The sequence below is a fragment of the Peribacillus sp. NPDC094092 genome (assembly GCF_050279365.1).
Lineage (GTDB): Bacteria > Bacillota > Bacilli > Bacillales > DSM-1321 > Peribacillus.
In genome coordinates, this window is sequence record NZ_JBNNUC010000004.1 from 438,380 (window position 1) to 454,491 (window position 16,112).

16 protein-coding genes are annotated in these 16,112 nt (G+C 40.6%); 2 read left to right on the top strand and 14 right to left on the bottom strand.

Annotation, left to right across the window (positions count from 1 at the left end):
* Positions 1 to 42: 42 nt before the first annotated feature.
* Genes ACQKNS_RS20510 through ACQKNS_RS20520 form a run of 3 tightly spaced genes read right to left on the bottom strand, consistent with a single transcriptional unit; the run spans position 43 to position 2,087 of the window.
* On the bottom strand, positions 43 to 528 hold the full coding sequence (locus ACQKNS_RS20510) for a dihydrofolate reductase (RefSeq protein WP_427645102.1): 486 nt from the start codon (positions 526 to 528) through the stop codon (positions 43 to 45).
* Positions 525 to 1,319 (bottom strand): thymidylate synthase, encoded by a 795-nt coding sequence (locus tag ACQKNS_RS20515; RefSeq protein ID WP_098369320.1) that lies wholly within the window; start codon positions 1,317 to 1,319, stop codon positions 525 to 527. Before ACQKNS_RS20515 ends, ACQKNS_RS20510 begins: the two co-directional genes overlap by 4 nt.
* Before the next feature lie 57 nt (positions 1,320 to 1,376).
* Entirely contained in the window at positions 1,377 to 2,087 is a 711-nt protein-coding gene (locus ACQKNS_RS20520) for an anthrax toxin lethal factor-related metalloendopeptidase (protein WP_427645103.1), read from the bottom strand.
* Between the two features lie 221 nt (positions 2,088 to 2,308).
* Here ACQKNS_RS20520 and ACQKNS_RS20525 point away from each other — a divergent pair, with 221 nt between their 5' ends.
* On the top strand, positions 2,309 to 2,551 hold the full coding sequence (locus ACQKNS_RS20525) for a hypothetical protein (RefSeq protein ID WP_427645104.1): 243 nt from the start codon (positions 2,309 to 2,311) through the stop codon (positions 2,549 to 2,551).
* A 346-nt stretch (positions 2,552 to 2,897) separates the two neighbouring features.
* On the opposite strand, the gene ACQKNS_RS20530 is transcribed toward ACQKNS_RS20525, so the two are convergent.
* Both ACQKNS_RS20530 and ACQKNS_RS20535 read right to left on the bottom strand, forming a co-directional pair.
* Positions 2,898 to 3,668, bottom strand: coding sequence for a TerC family protein (locus ACQKNS_RS20530; RefSeq protein WP_427645105.1), 771 nt, complete (start codon positions 3,666 to 3,668; stop codon positions 2,898 to 2,900).
* 201 nt (positions 3,669 to 3,869) lie between these two features.
* Positions 3,870 to 4,487, bottom strand: a complete 618-nt coding sequence (locus ACQKNS_RS20535; RefSeq protein WP_427645106.1) for a YpjP family protein — start codon at positions 4,485 to 4,487, stop codon at positions 3,870 to 3,872.
* A 423-nt stretch (positions 4,488 to 4,910) separates the two neighbouring features.
* On the opposite strand from ACQKNS_RS20535, the gene ggt reads away from it, so the two are divergent.
* Positions 4,911 to 6,599, top strand: a complete 1,689-nt coding sequence (ggt, locus tag ACQKNS_RS20540; protein ID WP_427645107.1) for a gamma-glutamyltransferase — start codon at positions 4,911 to 4,913, stop codon at positions 6,597 to 6,599.
* Here ggt and ACQKNS_RS20545 read toward each other — a convergent pair.
* The 9 genes from ACQKNS_RS20545 to ACQKNS_RS20585 form a co-directional block, all read right to left on the bottom strand.
* Entirely contained in the window at positions 6,587 to 7,378 is a 792-nt protein-coding gene (locus tag ACQKNS_RS20545) for a class I SAM-dependent methyltransferase (RefSeq protein WP_427645108.1), read from the bottom strand. The two genes, ggt and ACQKNS_RS20545, sit on opposite strands and share 13 nt — an antisense overlap.
* A gap of 67 nt (positions 7,379 to 7,445) precedes the next feature.
* Positions 7,446 to 7,883, bottom strand: coding sequence for a BrxA/BrxB family bacilliredoxin (locus ACQKNS_RS20550; RefSeq protein WP_427645109.1), 438 nt, complete (start codon positions 7,881 to 7,883; stop codon positions 7,446 to 7,448).
* 169 nt (positions 7,884 to 8,052) lie between these two features.
* Positions 8,053 to 9,723 (bottom strand): dihydroxy-acid dehydratase, encoded by a 1,671-nt coding sequence (gene ilvD / locus ACQKNS_RS20555; protein WP_427645152.1) that lies wholly within the window; start codon positions 9,721 to 9,723, stop codon positions 8,053 to 8,055.
* Between the two features lie 348 nt (positions 9,724 to 10,071).
* Positions 10,072 to 11,208, bottom strand: coding sequence for a conserved virulence factor C family protein (locus ACQKNS_RS20560; protein WP_427645110.1), 1,137 nt, complete (start codon positions 11,206 to 11,208; stop codon positions 10,072 to 10,074).
* A 130-nt stretch (positions 11,209 to 11,338) separates the two neighbouring features.
* Positions 11,339 to 13,216: an ABC-F family ATP-binding cassette domain-containing protein gene (locus ACQKNS_RS20565; RefSeq protein ID WP_427645111.1), complete on the bottom strand. Its 1,878-nt coding sequence runs from the start codon at positions 13,214 to 13,216 to the stop codon at positions 11,339 to 11,341.
* A complete protein-coding gene (locus tag ACQKNS_RS20570) occupies positions 13,213 to 13,857 on the bottom strand; it encodes an HD domain-containing protein (RefSeq protein ID WP_427645112.1) in 645 nt (214 codons plus the stop codon). Before ACQKNS_RS20570 ends, ACQKNS_RS20565 begins: the two co-directional genes overlap by 4 nt.
* Before the next feature lie 53 nt (positions 13,858 to 13,910).
* A complete protein-coding gene (locus ACQKNS_RS20575; protein WP_427645113.1) occupies positions 13,911 to 14,756 on the bottom strand; it encodes a DegV family protein in 846 nt (281 codons plus the stop codon).
* 133 nt (positions 14,757 to 14,889) lie between these two features.
* Complete coding sequence (locus ACQKNS_RS20580; protein WP_427645114.1) at positions 14,890 to 15,366, bottom strand: glutathione peroxidase; 477 nt, start codon at positions 15,364 to 15,366, stop codon at positions 14,890 to 14,892.
* A gap of 78 nt (positions 15,367 to 15,444) precedes the next feature.
* Complete coding sequence (locus tag ACQKNS_RS20585; RefSeq protein ID WP_427645115.1) at positions 15,445 to 15,978, bottom strand: hypothetical protein; 534 nt, start codon at positions 15,976 to 15,978, stop codon at positions 15,445 to 15,447.
* Between the last annotated feature and the right edge of the window lie 134 nt (positions 15,979 to 16,112).

The following is a 16,112-nucleotide window of genomic DNA, read 5'->3' on the forward strand; positions in this document are numbered from 1 at the left end:
AAAATCCGATTATGGTCTTTTTCCCATAATCGGATTCGCACTTTATTTTTTTTGTAGAATAATAAAATCATGTGCATAACGATTCTTTTCATCGATGCTGCCTAGGTGTGAGGAAATTTTATCCCATTGATTTTCATCAATCACGGGAAAGAAAGTATCACCTTCAAAGGTTTCATGAATTTCCGTTATATACAGGTGATCGGTAACAGGAAGGATTTCCTTGAAGATTTCGGCTCCGCCAATAACGAAAACTTCCTCATCACGGTTATCTGCATACGTTTTGATTTCGGCAATATCATGTAAAACTACGCAGCCTTCCGCTTTAAAATCCTGATTGCGGGTAACGATGACATTTTCCCGGCCAGGCAGGACCCTGCCGATCGATTCAAATGTTTTTCTGCCCATGACGATCGGATGTCCCATCGTCACTTTTTTAAAATACTGCAAATCTGCCGGTAAATGCCATGGCAGTTCATTGTTCTTACCTATCACACGATTTTGATCCATAGCCACTATCAACGATATCATATGCTAACCTCACCTTTTATATGGGGATGGGCTTCGTAATTTTCCAAAACGAAGTCCTCGAAGCTAAAGTCAAAGATATTTTTCACATCTGGATTGATTTTCATGATTGGCAATGGTTTGGGATCACGCGTCAACTGCAGTTCCACTTGTTCAAGGTGGTTAGAGTAGATGTGGACATCCCCGAAAGTATGTACAAATTCGCCAACTTCCAAATCACACACCTGGGCGATCATCATCGTTAAGAGCGCGTATGAAGCTATATTAAAAGGAACACCTAAAAAGACGTCCGCTGAACGTTGGTATAGCTGGCATGAAAGTTTTCCATCAGCGACATAGAATTGAAAGAAAGCATGGCAAGGCGGCAAGGCCATTTCGTCCAGTTCCCCAACATTCCAAGCACTGACTATCAACCTTCTTGAATTTGGATTCGTTTTTATTTGTTCGATCAATTCACTGATTTGGTCGATTTGCCTTCCATCAGCCGTTCCCCAAGAACGCCATTGATGACCATAAATCGGACCTAATTCCCCATTTTCATCCGCCCATTCATTCCAAATCCGCACACTGTTTTCCTGAAGGTAGCCAACGTTTGTATCTCCCTTCAAAAACCATAATAATTCATGGATAATCGCTTTTAAACTAACTTTTTTCGTTGTAAGTACAGGGAATCCATCTTTTAAATTGAATCTCATTTGATATCCGAAGGTGCTGATCGTTCCTGTTCCCGTACGATCACCTTTTTGCGTTCCATTTTCAAGTACATGCTTACATAAATCTAAATATTGCTTCATGATAAACCACCTTTTCTACATTCATTCTCCTTATTTTAACGTATTATTGCCCAATGTTTAATCTAATTGTTTAATAAAATTATAAGTCTCGGGCGCTTTTAGTCTAAGCAATTGATTTTGTTCATTGTTCACATAAAACATGGCAAACGTTTCTGCAAAGTATTCCTCAGGGTAATTGGAAAAATACGTCTGTCCAGGAAACAGCCCATCCACTTCCTTACCCCAAATCTTCAAATAATCCATGTCTTCACGGATTCCATCAAACACTATATTATCAATTGAATGCCCCAGCTCATGAAGCTCCAAATTAACGGAGCCATGGCCCTTGCCCTTGTCACTTGCCCCGATTTTAACCAATACCGTATGTGATCCGCCCATACCGGGCACATCATCCCATGTTGTTTCTTTATTCAAATAACCACGCGGCGTTTTCCCCTTTAATTTGGCCGCGGATTGATTTTCCGTAATATCACCATCAAATAGTTTGATCCTCACACCACTTTCAGCAGTTTTCACTAATAGGGAATGAGGCAGTTTATTAATGGTGCCAGCAATTTTGAGTGCTTCCCTTTCATCGAATTCCTCTTCCGGAAATAAAAATATCCTTTGCATTTCTTTATTCCCCTTAAAAAGTTCAGACTGTCTTAGAAGATTATCTTTGTTTAAATTACGCCATTTTACCCCTTCATCCTTCGCTAACGTATAGGAGAGCATTGAGAGTAAAAAGACAAATAATGCAAGTATGGATAACCATTTCTTTCTTTTCACACTATTCTCCCCCTTCTTCTTCTCATTATCGTTAAGAAAATATAAGTAAATGACAATCTATAAACCTTACATACTATTATATTAGTATAACATATTGACCTAGCGTAAAAAATCTATGTTTTTTTGGTATTTTGGGTTGTACATTCATTCGGGGAAGAACAATTGATCCAGTCTTTTCATATATCAACAATATATAATCGTAAAAGGTTTAAGGTGATCACATGGAAACCAACAATAAAAAAGCCATCTTGGATGAACACCGTGAACTTGCTGAAGAAGTCCTTGATATCTACAGTTTAAAAGTGTTCATCATTCTCGATCTTTTTCTGTTCTCCATTTTCTTTGGCATACTGCTGCATCCGTTAATGTCTTCTCCTTGGCTTACCTTTTTATTGCCTTTACTTTTTTTCACTACATTTACCGGCCTTCTTCAGTTACTTGATATTTTCCTAAAAAAAAGCTGACATCAAAGATGTCAGCTTTAGACTGTATACGTATTCGAAGAAAAGGCATTCTACCTACAATAATTCCCCAAAAGAATTTCCAGTTGTTTTCAGATATCCCCTTCCTTTCCGCCGACTGTCTTCCAAGCTTCAACAAAGCAAGCTTCCAAGGGTTCTCGGCTACCCAGTTATTCTACAGGATTGTCGCAAATTTCTTCAATCTATTTAGGGTTTCATCCGAATAATCATGTAAAAAAACAAGTAGGATAATCAAGTGTCCAATAAAAACATGTTCAGGATGAGACCGAACCTCTTTTGCCGACAAACAGCCGACATCATTTTTGATGTAAGCTGTTTGTAATTGTGTTCAACCATGTTCCTTGAGCTTTTTCCCTTTCTTCAAATGAAATACGATCGTGGTGCCGAAAATCAGCAAAATAAAGGCAAAAAAGATCGAAGACGGGATTTCGATCCCTGCAACGGCAATTAGCATTTTTATAGCAATGAATCCGATAAGGACATATGCGGCAGTTTCCAATTCAGGAACCTTATCTATCAATTTTAGAAATAACCCTGCCACTCCCCGCATCATCAAAACACCAATCATCCCGCCTGTCAATAGGACCCAGACTTTTTCACTCACCCCGAATGCGGCCAAGACACTATCGACGGAAAATGCTATATCCATCAATTCCACTGCTGCAACCGTTCCCCATAATGTACCAAACATCCGGATCAATAAGCTGTTTTTACTCATTCCCTGGATATCTTCATCAATCCCAGCTTGTTTCTTTCTTTTATTCCTAAAGTATTTAAACGAGAGCCAGCCGAGGTAGGCTGCTCCAATCACCTTCACCCACCAAAGCTTAATGAGGAAAACACCGATTCCTATCGCAATGAATCTAAAAGCGTAAGCACCTAATAAACCATAAAAAAGGGCTTTTTTCCGTTGTTTTTCAGGAAGGTGCCTGACCATTACAGCTAATACAAGAGCATTATCCGCTGATAGTAATCCTTCCATTAATACGAGCGTTCCAATCAATCCCCAGCTCACCGGGTCGGATAAAACCTCCACCCACATATGCCAATCAAAAAATTGGGCATACGTTTGCATGATGTTATTAAATAACTCTGACATGATAAAGACTCCTCTGCTACTATAACAGCAAAATTAGAAAACCTTTTAAAATAACATTGTTCCCCGTTATAATAAAAACTCTACTTTTATTTGAACACAAAATAAATACGTTGCAGTACAACGTATCATTCGATGCTTATTAGAAATTCATTTTCATTTCATCATACTCTTACATTTAAATAAAATCAACGAGACCAACCACTAGGATAGCCTTTGTTTACTCGTCCACTCTGGCGGCGTATTTTTATCCCAATATATTTTCCCGATATTATAATGGGTGGCAAATGAATCATGATGGGTATGATAGTGAAAATCGAACCAATACCCTTCCAGTGGAGGATTTTCCTGCCTGACATGGAATCTAATGATATCCTTTCCGCTCATTGAATCATAAATATGAAATATCTTCTCGGCCCTGCCTGCACTAGGCTGCTCAGTGATGGTTAATTGCTGCAATTTTTCATCTGGAAATTGTGCAGCCATTTCTGTAATCGCTTCTTCCATTTTTGGTAATATGGCCATTTTGAACTCATCACCAATTTTAGGATTGATCTTTTCGCCAAATTTCATAAATGCGTTTTCCTCTGCCTTATTCAGAATTCCCGATAAAAATTCTTCCCGGTTGAATTCTGCCTCAAGTTCAGTTGAATTCTGCGAAGGAAGATAGGCTACCCCCTCTTCCTCCACTATTCCTTTTTTAGTATTCTTTAACGAATCGGCTTCCGCAAGCCACGCCAGATCGGAAGGAGTGACAAGACCAAACGTCAAAACGGATACTAAAATGACGAGACTTTTCCTGAACCAAACCGCTGCTTTCAACTCACACTCCCCCTCCTTTTTTGTATTGTCTTTATATTTAGTATACTTTTATTTATTGGTAATTACGAATATATAGTTACCCATGTTTTAAAAATAAAAAAAAAGGATAAATACCTATATAAACCTTATGAGCCCGAACTTTCTCATTAAATATCAACAATTTTACATATTAATGAAGGATTTTGACGATTTTTGGAGAACTTAATTAGATTCAAGTCTTATTAAGGAGGGTCTTATATGGCTACGACTGCCATGGTGGCTTTATGTCTTGTAACATTAGCATTTTTCGTATATTTATCATTTGCTGATTAAGAATAAATAAATACCTACGAAAAATCTCCTTGTCATTCGTCTACAATGACAAGGTTTTCTTTTCTTTCAATCATAAGCCTTACCTTTTGGCAGATAAAAGGAGGAATCATTTTGGAAAACAACTATGAACTCATTAAAGATAAGGATTACAAAAGGGAAACAGATAAGGGGAACGCCGGAATGGTCGTTACAGCTCATCCTGTAGCCACTTCCATTGGGGAAAAAATATTACGTGAAGGTGGAAATGCGGTCGATGCTGCGGTTGCCATCCAATTTGCCCTAAATGTTGTGGAACCCATGATGACTGGTATAGGAGGTAGTGGTTTCCTTATGGTATATAACGCTAAGGATAAGGAAACGAAAATATACGATGGTCATGTAAGGGCACCTAAAGCCGCTCATCGAGACATGTTTCTTGATGATAAAGGGGAGGTCATCCCATTTAAAGAAAGATCAATCAAAGCTACAGCGGTTGGGATTCCTGGAATACTGAAAGCCATGGATGAAGCACTCAACGAACATGGGAGCAAGCCATTAGCTGACCTCATCGAGCCATCCATTGAATTTGCAGAAAAAGGAGTTCCCGTCAATTGGGTTCTTTGCGATGCTCTTAAAAATTTTGAATATCGATTGGGTGATGAAGCGCGTAAGTTCTTCATGCCAAATGGTAAAGCGTATCAAGATGGCGATCTGCTCATAAAAGAAAAACTGGCGAATACCTATCGGATATTACAACGTGAGGGCATTTCCGCTTTTTATGAAGGTGAAATCGGAGAGGGCATCATTTCCTGCATACAGGAACTTGGAGGGTTCATGGAGCTTTCAGATTTAAAGGACTATAAAGCTACAATCGATGTACCCATGTATGGGACTTATAAAGATTATCTAATTGCATCATCGAATGCCCCAAGTGCAGGCGGATTCACGGTCATCCAAATCCTGAAAATATTGGAGAGCTTCCATATAGAACAATATGATGTCCGTTCTTGGGAAAAATATTATTTAATAGCAGAAGCTATGCGACTGGCATTTACAGATAAAAAGGCATTTCTCGCTGATCCTGAATTTGCCGAATTGCCATTGGCGGGTCTCATGCATGATGATTATATAGCTAAACGCCGCTCATTCATTAATTTCAAAACAAGAAATAATGCAATTGACTTCGGAAACCCTTGGATTTATGATTCCGTGAAACAAAGGGAAGTCATTCCGCAGCCTTATGAAGAAGATATCAGTGAAACGACACACTTCACTGTCCGTGACAGATGGGGTAATATCGCAGCATGCACATCTACAGTGGAACATCCATTCGGATCAGGGATCATGGTTTCCGATTATGGTTTCATGCTGAATAACGAGCTGACTGATTTCGATTCCATTCCAGGCGGCATGAATGAAGTTCAGCCCAATAAGCGCCCTGTCAGCTGTAAAAGCCCTACCATCATCTTTAAAGACGGTGAGCCGATTCTGACGTTAGGTTCACCTGGTGGACCGACCATCATCAGTTCAGTCGTACAAACAATCATTAATGTACTCGATTTAAAAATGGATTTGAAAGCAGCCATCGAGGAACCAAGAATTTTCACTCCAATGGGCCCGCATATTGAATGGGAGCCTGGAATGGATATGGCTAGCAAAGGCCACTTGGAAGCGATGGGCTTCGCCTTTAATGATGTCCCCCATTCTATAGGGAATGTCCAAGCGATTCAAATCAACCCCGATGGCTCGAACTATGGTGCTGCAGATTCTAGTCGAGAAGGCTGTGCCATGGGTCTTGATGAAACAGATTATACATCGTGATCACTGGATTGAATGAAGCCAAAATGGAATTTGGATGTTTTTCTCCTTATTACCTCAAATCCAAATTCCTCAAAGCGGGTGCTGCGAAAATGGTCTTTCAACACGACTCTCTTGCTTGCAACCCGCTTGGCTTCCTTCATTATGTCGACAGATAAATCCTTACCTACCGCAAAATGAGTCAGTCCCCTGATTCCATTCGATTCCTGAATCGTTTCTTCAAACATGGGATCGAAATATACAACATCAAAATGATTATCCGGAAATGTTTTCAAAATTTCGTAATGATCACCGTGCATGACCTCAACTCTTCGCATCGCAAAAATCATCTTTTCTTCTGCTTGCTCCCATGTCTTCACCCCATGGTCCACGAGCAAGGCCAAGTATTGATTTCCTTCCAATGCGACAACCTTTCCATTTTCACCCACTGCGAAACTTGCGACTATCGCATCCGAGCCCAGACCCATGGTACAATCAAGCACAGTGTTCCCTTCATTTATATCTCCGGCAATGAGAAATGGGTCACTCTCTCCGCGCATTATTCTTTTTATACGGATCATCGCTAGGTTCGGGTGAAAAAAGAATGGTTCTTTTTCCTGGTATCGGTATAACTCCATCCGTTTTTTACCAAAAACAAGGCAATCATCTTCATTCTGTTCCGCTTGGATATCTCTGACAGATTTTTTTCTTCTGGCTATAAAGGGGATTTGTAATTCTTCAGCTAGCCTTTTGGCTAATATCATCGTTTCTTTATCGGCTTTTCCTACTGTTGTGACAAACATGTATCCTACCCCTTCATACTCTCTAAAATTTGAAAAGAATGCCCTGTTTCCAGGGCATTCCGTTTCATCACTTATTTACTTGACTGAACGCCGCCAATAAATTTTCCATGATAGCTTCCATTGGCTGACCTTCTATATCATGGCGTGGAATGAAATGTACGACTTCTTTGCCCTTTAAAAGAGCCATGGATGGTGAAGAAGGTTCTATTCCATCGAAGTATTCCCGCATTTTAGCTGTCGCTTCCTTATCTTGTCCGGCAAATACAGTTACCAAATGATCTGGCTTAGTGTCTGCTTGGAGTACGGCTTGAGTGGCAGCTGGACGGGCTAACCCGGCAGCACAGCCGCAAACTGAATTCACGACCACAAGTGTTGTACCCTCTACCGATTCCATAAAGCTTTCAACCGCTTCAGCGGATTCCAACTCACCAAAACCTGCTTGCACCAGTTCCGCGCGCATTGGTTTCACCATTTGTTTCATATATTCATCATATGCCATCGACATAAAAAAACCTCCTTGGTTACAATTCTTCAATTAGTATAATCATACTATATTCCTTAGCGCATATGCAAAAATGACGCTTAAAGCTTTGTAAAATTTCAATGTTCACTAAAAAAACATGGAGTCAGAATCCACTTTCATTCTGCCCCCATGTTGTAATTTTCTTTTTACCTTAAACTTTCATCACGCCGCCTGAGCTGGCATTCGTCACAAGTTTGGAATAACGTGCTAAATAGCCTGTCCTGACTTTTGACTCGAAGCCTTTCCAATTAGCTTTGCGTTTTTCAAATTCTTCATCGGAAATTTCCAATTGGATTTTACGATTATTCAAATCCAGTTCGATGATATCTCCATCTTCAACAAAGGCAATCGGGCCTCCCTCAGCTGCTTCAGGGGATATATGACCAATGCTGATGCCTCGGGATGCGCCTGAAAAGCGGCCATCCGTGATTAAACCGACTTTCGCTCCAAGTCCCCTTCCGACGATTTGGGAAGTGGGTGCCAACATTTCCGGCATACCCGGCCCTCCTTTTGGCCCTTCGTAACGAATGACCACTACATTCCCCTCTTTTACTTTTCCAGTAATGATTCCTGAAAGTGCATCTTCCTGGGAATCGAAACAAATGGCAGGACCCCTGTGGTAGCCACCAACTGATTCGTCAACCGCCCCTACTTTTACGATGGAGCCTTGAGGAGCAAGGTTACCAAATAATACCGCAAGCCCGCCACGCTCAGAATGCGGATTATCTAACGGATGGATTACATCCTTGTCCAATATTTCACAACCGGCAACATTTTCGCGGAGCGTCTTACCTGAGACGGAAAGGCAATCCCCATTAAAGGCACCTGGTTTTTTGAGTAACTCATTAATGACGGCACTTACACCACCGGCATTATGTACATCCTCAATATGATAATCGGAGGCCGGTGCGATTTTCGCTAGATGCGGTACCCGGTTAGCTATTTCATTTATGCGTTCCATAGGATATTCAAAACCTGCTTCATGTGCCAATGCAAGTGTATGAAGAACAGTGTTGGTCGAACCGCCCATCGCCATATCCAATGCAAAGGCATTATCAATTGCATCAATCGTTACGATATCACGAGGCTTAATATCTTGTTTGATTAACTCCATCAATTGTTTTGCCGATTTCTTAACGAATTCCTTACGTTCCTCGGCTACCGCCAAAATCGTACCATTTCCCGGAAGCGCAATTCCTAAGCCTTCTGCCAGGCAGTTCATGGAGTTTGCCGTGAACATTCCTGAACAAGAACCGCAAGTAGGGCAGGCAACTTGCTCGATTTCCTGCAAATCTTCTTCATTGATATTACCTGCTTGATAAGCGCCCACACCTTCAAAAACGGATGTTAAAGAAAGGGATTTACCGTTTTTGTCTTTTCCTGCTTTCATGGGTCCGCCGCTTACGAATATTGTTGGAATATTGACACGAAGTGCTGCCATCATCATTCCCGGAGTTATTTTGTCACAGTTTGGAATGCAAACCATGCCGTCAAACCAATGTGCTGATACAACAGTTTCCACGGAATCCGCGATGATTTCACGACTTGGCAAAGAATAGCGCATACCAATATGACCCATTGCAATTCCATCGTCTACCCCAATCGTATTAAATTCAAAAGGAACACCGCCAGCTTCGCGAATCGCTTCCTTCACTATTTTCCCGAATTCCTGAAGGTGGACATGACCTGGAACGATATCGATGTATGAATTACAAACCGCGATGAACGGTTTACCGAAATCTTCTTCTTTAACCCCTGCTGCCCGCAACAGACTTCTATGTGGAGCTCGATCGACCCCTTTTGTAATCATGTCACTTCTCATATTTGATGTAGACATTTGTTGTACCCCCAATTTCCACTAAAATGATTCAATATAATATAATTTTTAGTATACTCTAAAAATTCTAACATATTTACATACAAATGCAACCATTCAATACAAAATATCTACAAAAATCATTTTACTAAAATAATAGAGTGCAAATTCATATCTCAAAAACTTCCTAATGAGGAGAAATTAGACACTTTGAAGGTTTTGAACTGCAACCTAGGAGAACATTCGACAAATGACTTGACAATCCGCTTCAAAAATAAAAAGGCATGCAGATTAAATTATCCGCATGCCTTTTGCTTGTAACCATAGATTCCATAAAGTTATTCCCATTAAATCTCACTTGTCATTCGCTTGTCTTGATTCCGTCATTTGTTTCCAAACCGAACCTTTTGCTTCTTCCCCATTTTCTATACGGTCAATGGCCATCTTAACCTGCAGGGCCACTTCGAATTCAGGATCCTGTTCCGCTTGCTTAAGATAAGGGAGGGTCGTTTCATTTCCCACTTCATATAAAAACATCGCCGCCCTCCATCTAACCAATTTATTTTTATCCGAAAGTGATTGAGACATTTCTCCCATCGCTTCTTCAAAGCCTAGATCGGATAAACAATCCCCAGCCGTACGTCTTACGGCTGCACTTTTATCTTTCAATGCTTTATACAAGCTCGGAAGCACTTTTCTATCTTCGATCATTCCCAAGTATACAACCGCGAGCCTTCGAATGGAGACCTTACTATCCGAGAGTGCCATGTCCAATACGGGTATATCATCAATCGTGGGATCTTCCATTTGTTCTAATGCCTGATAACGCTTTTCCCAGCTTTCATCATTCAGCATTTCTGCAGTCAGTTTAATTTTTGGCCGTTTCAAAATTGTTTCCTTCGTATCCACCATCTCTTTTGCAGCGGCTACCAGCCGATTAATTCGTTCTTCCGGGTAAGCTGCAATCAACTCATCGGATACTTCCTTCACGATATCTTCCATATCCCCATATCTTACGCCATAATCCTTCCATTTTCGAAGCAGGACTACATTGTCATCTTCTTTTTGGGCAGCGGAAATGCCCTTTATGAAATAATCCGGTAAGGCAAAACGTTTTTCTTGTTGGCTATCACTTGCTTTAATTTGCATCGGAATGCCCTTGAATTGTTGAATGGCAACAGTAACTTCACCGTAATGCTCATTTAATGCCGTTTGTTGATTTTGTTCTTCGGTTTTTTCCCCGAAAACCTGACGGATTTGGACCAAGATATCTTTCCAATCATATTTCGCATTTCGCTCAACGGCTAAGAAGTCCGCAACATGATATACCCCTTTCACTCCCTCGATCGTAAATAAATCTTTAATCAGCTGGGGTGCTTGGTCAGCTTGATCTTTCTTATAATTATTGCTTTTACCGGCTAATAATTCTTCAGTTAAATTGATTTTCATTGTATTCGGACTTGGTGTAGGTTCTATCGATTTGATTTTCAATGCATTTCTCTCCTTTTACAAGACGTTTCCATGTACTAGATATTATCACATCGGCAACAGATTCTCATGCAATTGAGATTGGCTAAAAAAAGACCGGTCCAGGTTTACTCCCTTGGACCGATCTTTTCGCTCATTCCTCTTCCAATTTTTCCGCTAAATACGTCCATCTTTCCATCAAATGGTCTAATTTATCCGTTAGTTCTTTTTCTTCTTCAAGCAGCAGGCGGACTTTTTCAAAATCGCTTCCCGCTGCCGACATTTCTGATGTTATGTCTTTTAGGCGCAGCTCGACCCTTTCCATGTTCCCTTCTATCTCTTCCCATTCCTTACTTTCCGCATAAGTTAGTTTTTTCTTTTTCTTTTCGGTCCGGTTCATCTGAGGTTCTGGTGCTTTTACTGGCACGGCCTCTTCAGTCTTTTCTTCCAAGAACTCTGAATAACTGCCATAATAGAAATCAATTTCAGCTTTATTCTTGAAAACAAGAAGCTGATGGCACGTCTTATCCAGGAAATACCTATCATGTGAAACAGTAATGACTACACCTGCAAACGTTTCTAAATAATCCTCCAGAACGGTCAAGGTTTGCGTGTCCAAATCATTTGTCGGTTCATCCAAGAGCAGGACATTAGGTGCCGACATCAAAATGTTAAGAAGGTATAAACGCCTTTTCTCCCCTCCGGACAGCTTGCGAATAGGCGTCCCATGAGAGCCCATTGGAAATAAGAACCTTTCAAGCATCTGCGCAGCCGATATGAAACTGCCATCTTTAAGGGCGATTGAATCCGCCGTTTCCCGAATATACTCGATCATGCGCAAATTCTCATCCATATCGACGCTTTCTTGCGTATAGTACCCTATTTTCACGGTTTGCCCTTTTTCCAGGTTTCCTTCATCTATCGATTCCCGTCCGGCCAGGATATTCAACAAGGTTGATTTTCCACTTCCATTATTACCGACGATCCCAATTCGATCACCCGGTTTGAAGAGGAAGGAAAAATGGCTGATGATGGTTCGATCACCGAAGGATTTAGAAACATCCTGCATCTCGAGTACCTTTTTCCCAAGGCGGGCACCGCTTAATTCCATTTCCAGGTTCTCGGTTTTCTGCTTATCCTTTACACCTGATTCCAATGTTTCGAAGCGTTGGATCCTGGCCTTTTGTTTCGTTGTACGGGCCTTTGCGCCTCTACGGATCCAGGCCAGTTCTTTTTTGAATAGACTTTCCTTTTTCGATCTTTCAGCCGATTCGTTTTCTTCACGAACGGCCTTTGATTCTAAATAATCCGCATAGTTTCCTTTGTATTCGAAAAGCTGCGTTTGGGCAATTTCCCAAATCTTATTGGACACGCGATCAAGGAAATATCGATCATGGGTCACAAATAATACGGACTTTTGATATTTCCCCAAATATTCTTCAAGCCAAGTGATGCTTTCAAAATCGAGATGGTTCGTAGGCTCATCCAAAATCAATAAATCAGGGGTCTCAATCAAGGTTTTTGCCAGGGCCGCACGTTTTTTTTGGCCACCTGACAGTTCACCCAATTTCCTTGAGTGATCAGGAAGACCAAGCTTGGTCAGTATCGTTCTGGCATTGGCGCTTACATCCCATGCACCAAGCGTGTCCATATCCTGTTGCTGCTTTAACAACCGGTCCTGAATTACGCTATTCTGTGGATCTACCTGAAGTTGAACGAGCGTTTTTTCATACTCCTTAATCAACGAAAATACAGCTGTCGAACTTTCATACATATATTCCATGATCGTCAATTTCTCATCAAAATGCGGATCTTGGGATAGATAGGAAATCGTGTAATCATTCGGATGGTCCTTCGTTCCTAAATCACTGTCTTCCAAGCCTGCGATGATATTCAATAATGTCGATTTGCCGGTACCGTTTATACCGACGATCCCGATTTTTTCCCCTTCGGTAATGGAAAAAGTGACATCTTTAAAAAGCAGCTTTTCCCCTTGGGTTTTCATTACATGTTCCATGCTAAAAACTTTCATAATCGTACATCCCATTCCTTATTAAATTCCTCTAAAAATCCAACCATATATTCATGCCTTTCACTTGCTATCTTCTTGGCTGTACAAGTATTGAGCATATCTTGCAAACGCAATAATTTTTCATGAAAGTGATGTATGGATGAGCTTTTGCCACTCCTGTATTCCTTCTTGGTCATGTTTTCCCTTATTGGCAATGAAGGATCATACATAAGTTGTCCCTTTTTTCCGCCAAATGCAAATGTCCTGGCAATGCCAATGGCACCAATTGCATCCAAGCGGTCCGCATCCTGAACAATTTCAGCCTCGATCGAAGGAAGCTTCAACTGCCCTGCACTAAATGAAATTGTATGGATGATCTGTTTGATGGCATCAACACTATCAAGATCCAACTTTATTTCATCAAACCAATCGTCAAGCTTTTCCCAGCCTTCAGCGGCTTCCTGGTTTAGTTTATCATCCGGGATATCATGAAGCAGGGCCGCCAATTCAATGATAAACTCATTTCCTTTTCGTTCTTCTTTTGCAATATGTAAAGCCAGCTTACGAACACGATCGATATGGAACCAATCATGGCCGCTGGCATCAGAATTCAATTGGTCATATACATACTTCTCCGTCAATTCAATCATCTTTTGTTTCATATCACCACTCCATGTCCCTTCTATTTTACCATGGTTCTCAATAATGGTGTGCTTTAATCTTCATTGAACCAACTGATCCCAATCGTCTGTTCACCGGTATGCACGCCGATGGCACTGCCAAGTGGGGATATATGGATCAACACATGAGGAAATTCTTCGGCAATCATCTTTTTCCATCTTTGTGCCTCCTCCAACACTGCACCATATAATATGGTGCATTCTTTTACTTTTCCCGCTTCGACTGATCTGCGAAAGTCAGTGAAGATCTGTTTTTCCGCTTTTTTAAGGTTCCGAGGTTTAGATTTAGTATGAAGCACACCATTTTCGATTGAAATGATGGGTTTAAAGCTCAATAGGCTTCCCAGAATATACTGTGCGTTCGATAACCTGCCGCTGCGATGCAGCTGATCTAAAGAACCGATTAATACATAAGTTTCATGGTTTTCAGCATACATTTTCGTTTTGACGAAAGCCTCATTGATGGAATCGCCATTATCAATATAATGCATGAGCTTTTTCAAGATTAATAGCATTGGAAAGGAAATAAGTAACGTATCAAAAACGTCAACAGGAATCGACACCATTTTTGCTGCCTGCCTGCTCGAGGAAACGGTCCCGCTCAATTCACTTGAAAGATGTACGGCTATGATTCGATCATAGCGTTTTTCAAGCTCCTTATATAACTCTTGGAATCTGCCGACCGAAGGCTGTGACGTAGTGGCGGTGATTTTTTCCTCACCCATCCGCCGGTATAATTCCTCAGGTAATAAGTCGACACCATCTTCATATTCCTTCCCATCAATGATGACGACCATCGGAACGACGTATACATGTTCATTCAATGATAATTCTTCGTCCAGAGTTCCCGTACTATCTGTTACCCATGCTATTCGTTCCATGGTTTCCCCCCTCATTAGTGTCTTCTATATATATTCAACATTCCAACCATCTGTCCCCTTTTGGATGCATATAAATATCTTACCTCATAAAAAAGAGTCCAACTGGAGATTCCGCTGGACTCAATATCATTCTTCATAATAATTTTTTTATATCCTCTTCCATTTCCAGGGGTTTTGTTTTAGGTGCATACCGGCTCACTATATTTCCATTCCGATCAATCAGGAACTTTGTAAAATTCCATTTTATCGATTTGGACCCCATCACTCCAGGAGCATTTTCAGTCAGGTAGCTGAATAAGCGATGGGCTTCCTTACCATTGACATTCACTTTTGCAAACATCGGGAATGTTATACCAAGATTCAATTTGCAGTATGAATCGATTTCCAGATCATCACCCGGCTCTTGATTCAAAAACTGATTACAAGGAAAACCAAGCACGACAACCCCATCCTCTTTATATTGCACATACAGGCTTTGCAAATCATCATACTGTGGCGAAAAACCGCATTTGCTCGCGGTATTCACTATAATCATCACTTTCCCTCTATATTCCTCAAGCGAGATGGTTTCTCCATTGATTTTATTGACTTCAAATTCGTAAATGGACATGTATGATCTCTCCCTTTAGTATGATGATTCATTTTACCGTATTTAAAGGTAGGTTTACCAACTTTTATCCCTTTCCTATCATCCTTGAATCTTAACTGCCTGTATGGATTGGATCAAATACTCCACCATGTCTTCCAAATCATCCATTTGCTCTTCTTTTACAAGCCTTCCAAATGAAACTTTATATATAGAAGAAGAAACGTGTTGCATTTTTTTACTGACCGTATCGCTTGTCGTCACTGTAATGATTCTCTGATCTCCCCAAATTTTTTCCAGATCATTCAACAATTGTTCTTCATTCACTTCATCGAGTTTTTTGGGAAAAGTAATGAAAATATCGACCGTGCAGCCCGTATGCGTATCATCAATAGCTGCATCGAGTAACTCCGAACTTAGGTTCTTAAGTGATGCCTGTAACTCGATGGCACCGCTAATTGAAACAGGTGCGATTGATTTTTTCAATTCCATCTCAATCTTATATGATCTGGACATAGTCGAGAGATTCACTATATCATCACGTTTTATGACCAATATATCTCCAATGAAGTCACGATCGTAAACCGCTCCTTCCAATACCACTTTCATGTTTTCAAATGCTGTAGGATCAAACAATCTCCAAACACCTCTCCAAGTTCATAGTTTATGTATTCATGATGTACCCATTTTACCATTCCCGGAACATTTCCTTCGGGTTTTACAAGAAATTATTAAAATAGCTTTTCTATTCAATAATTTTCTATATAATT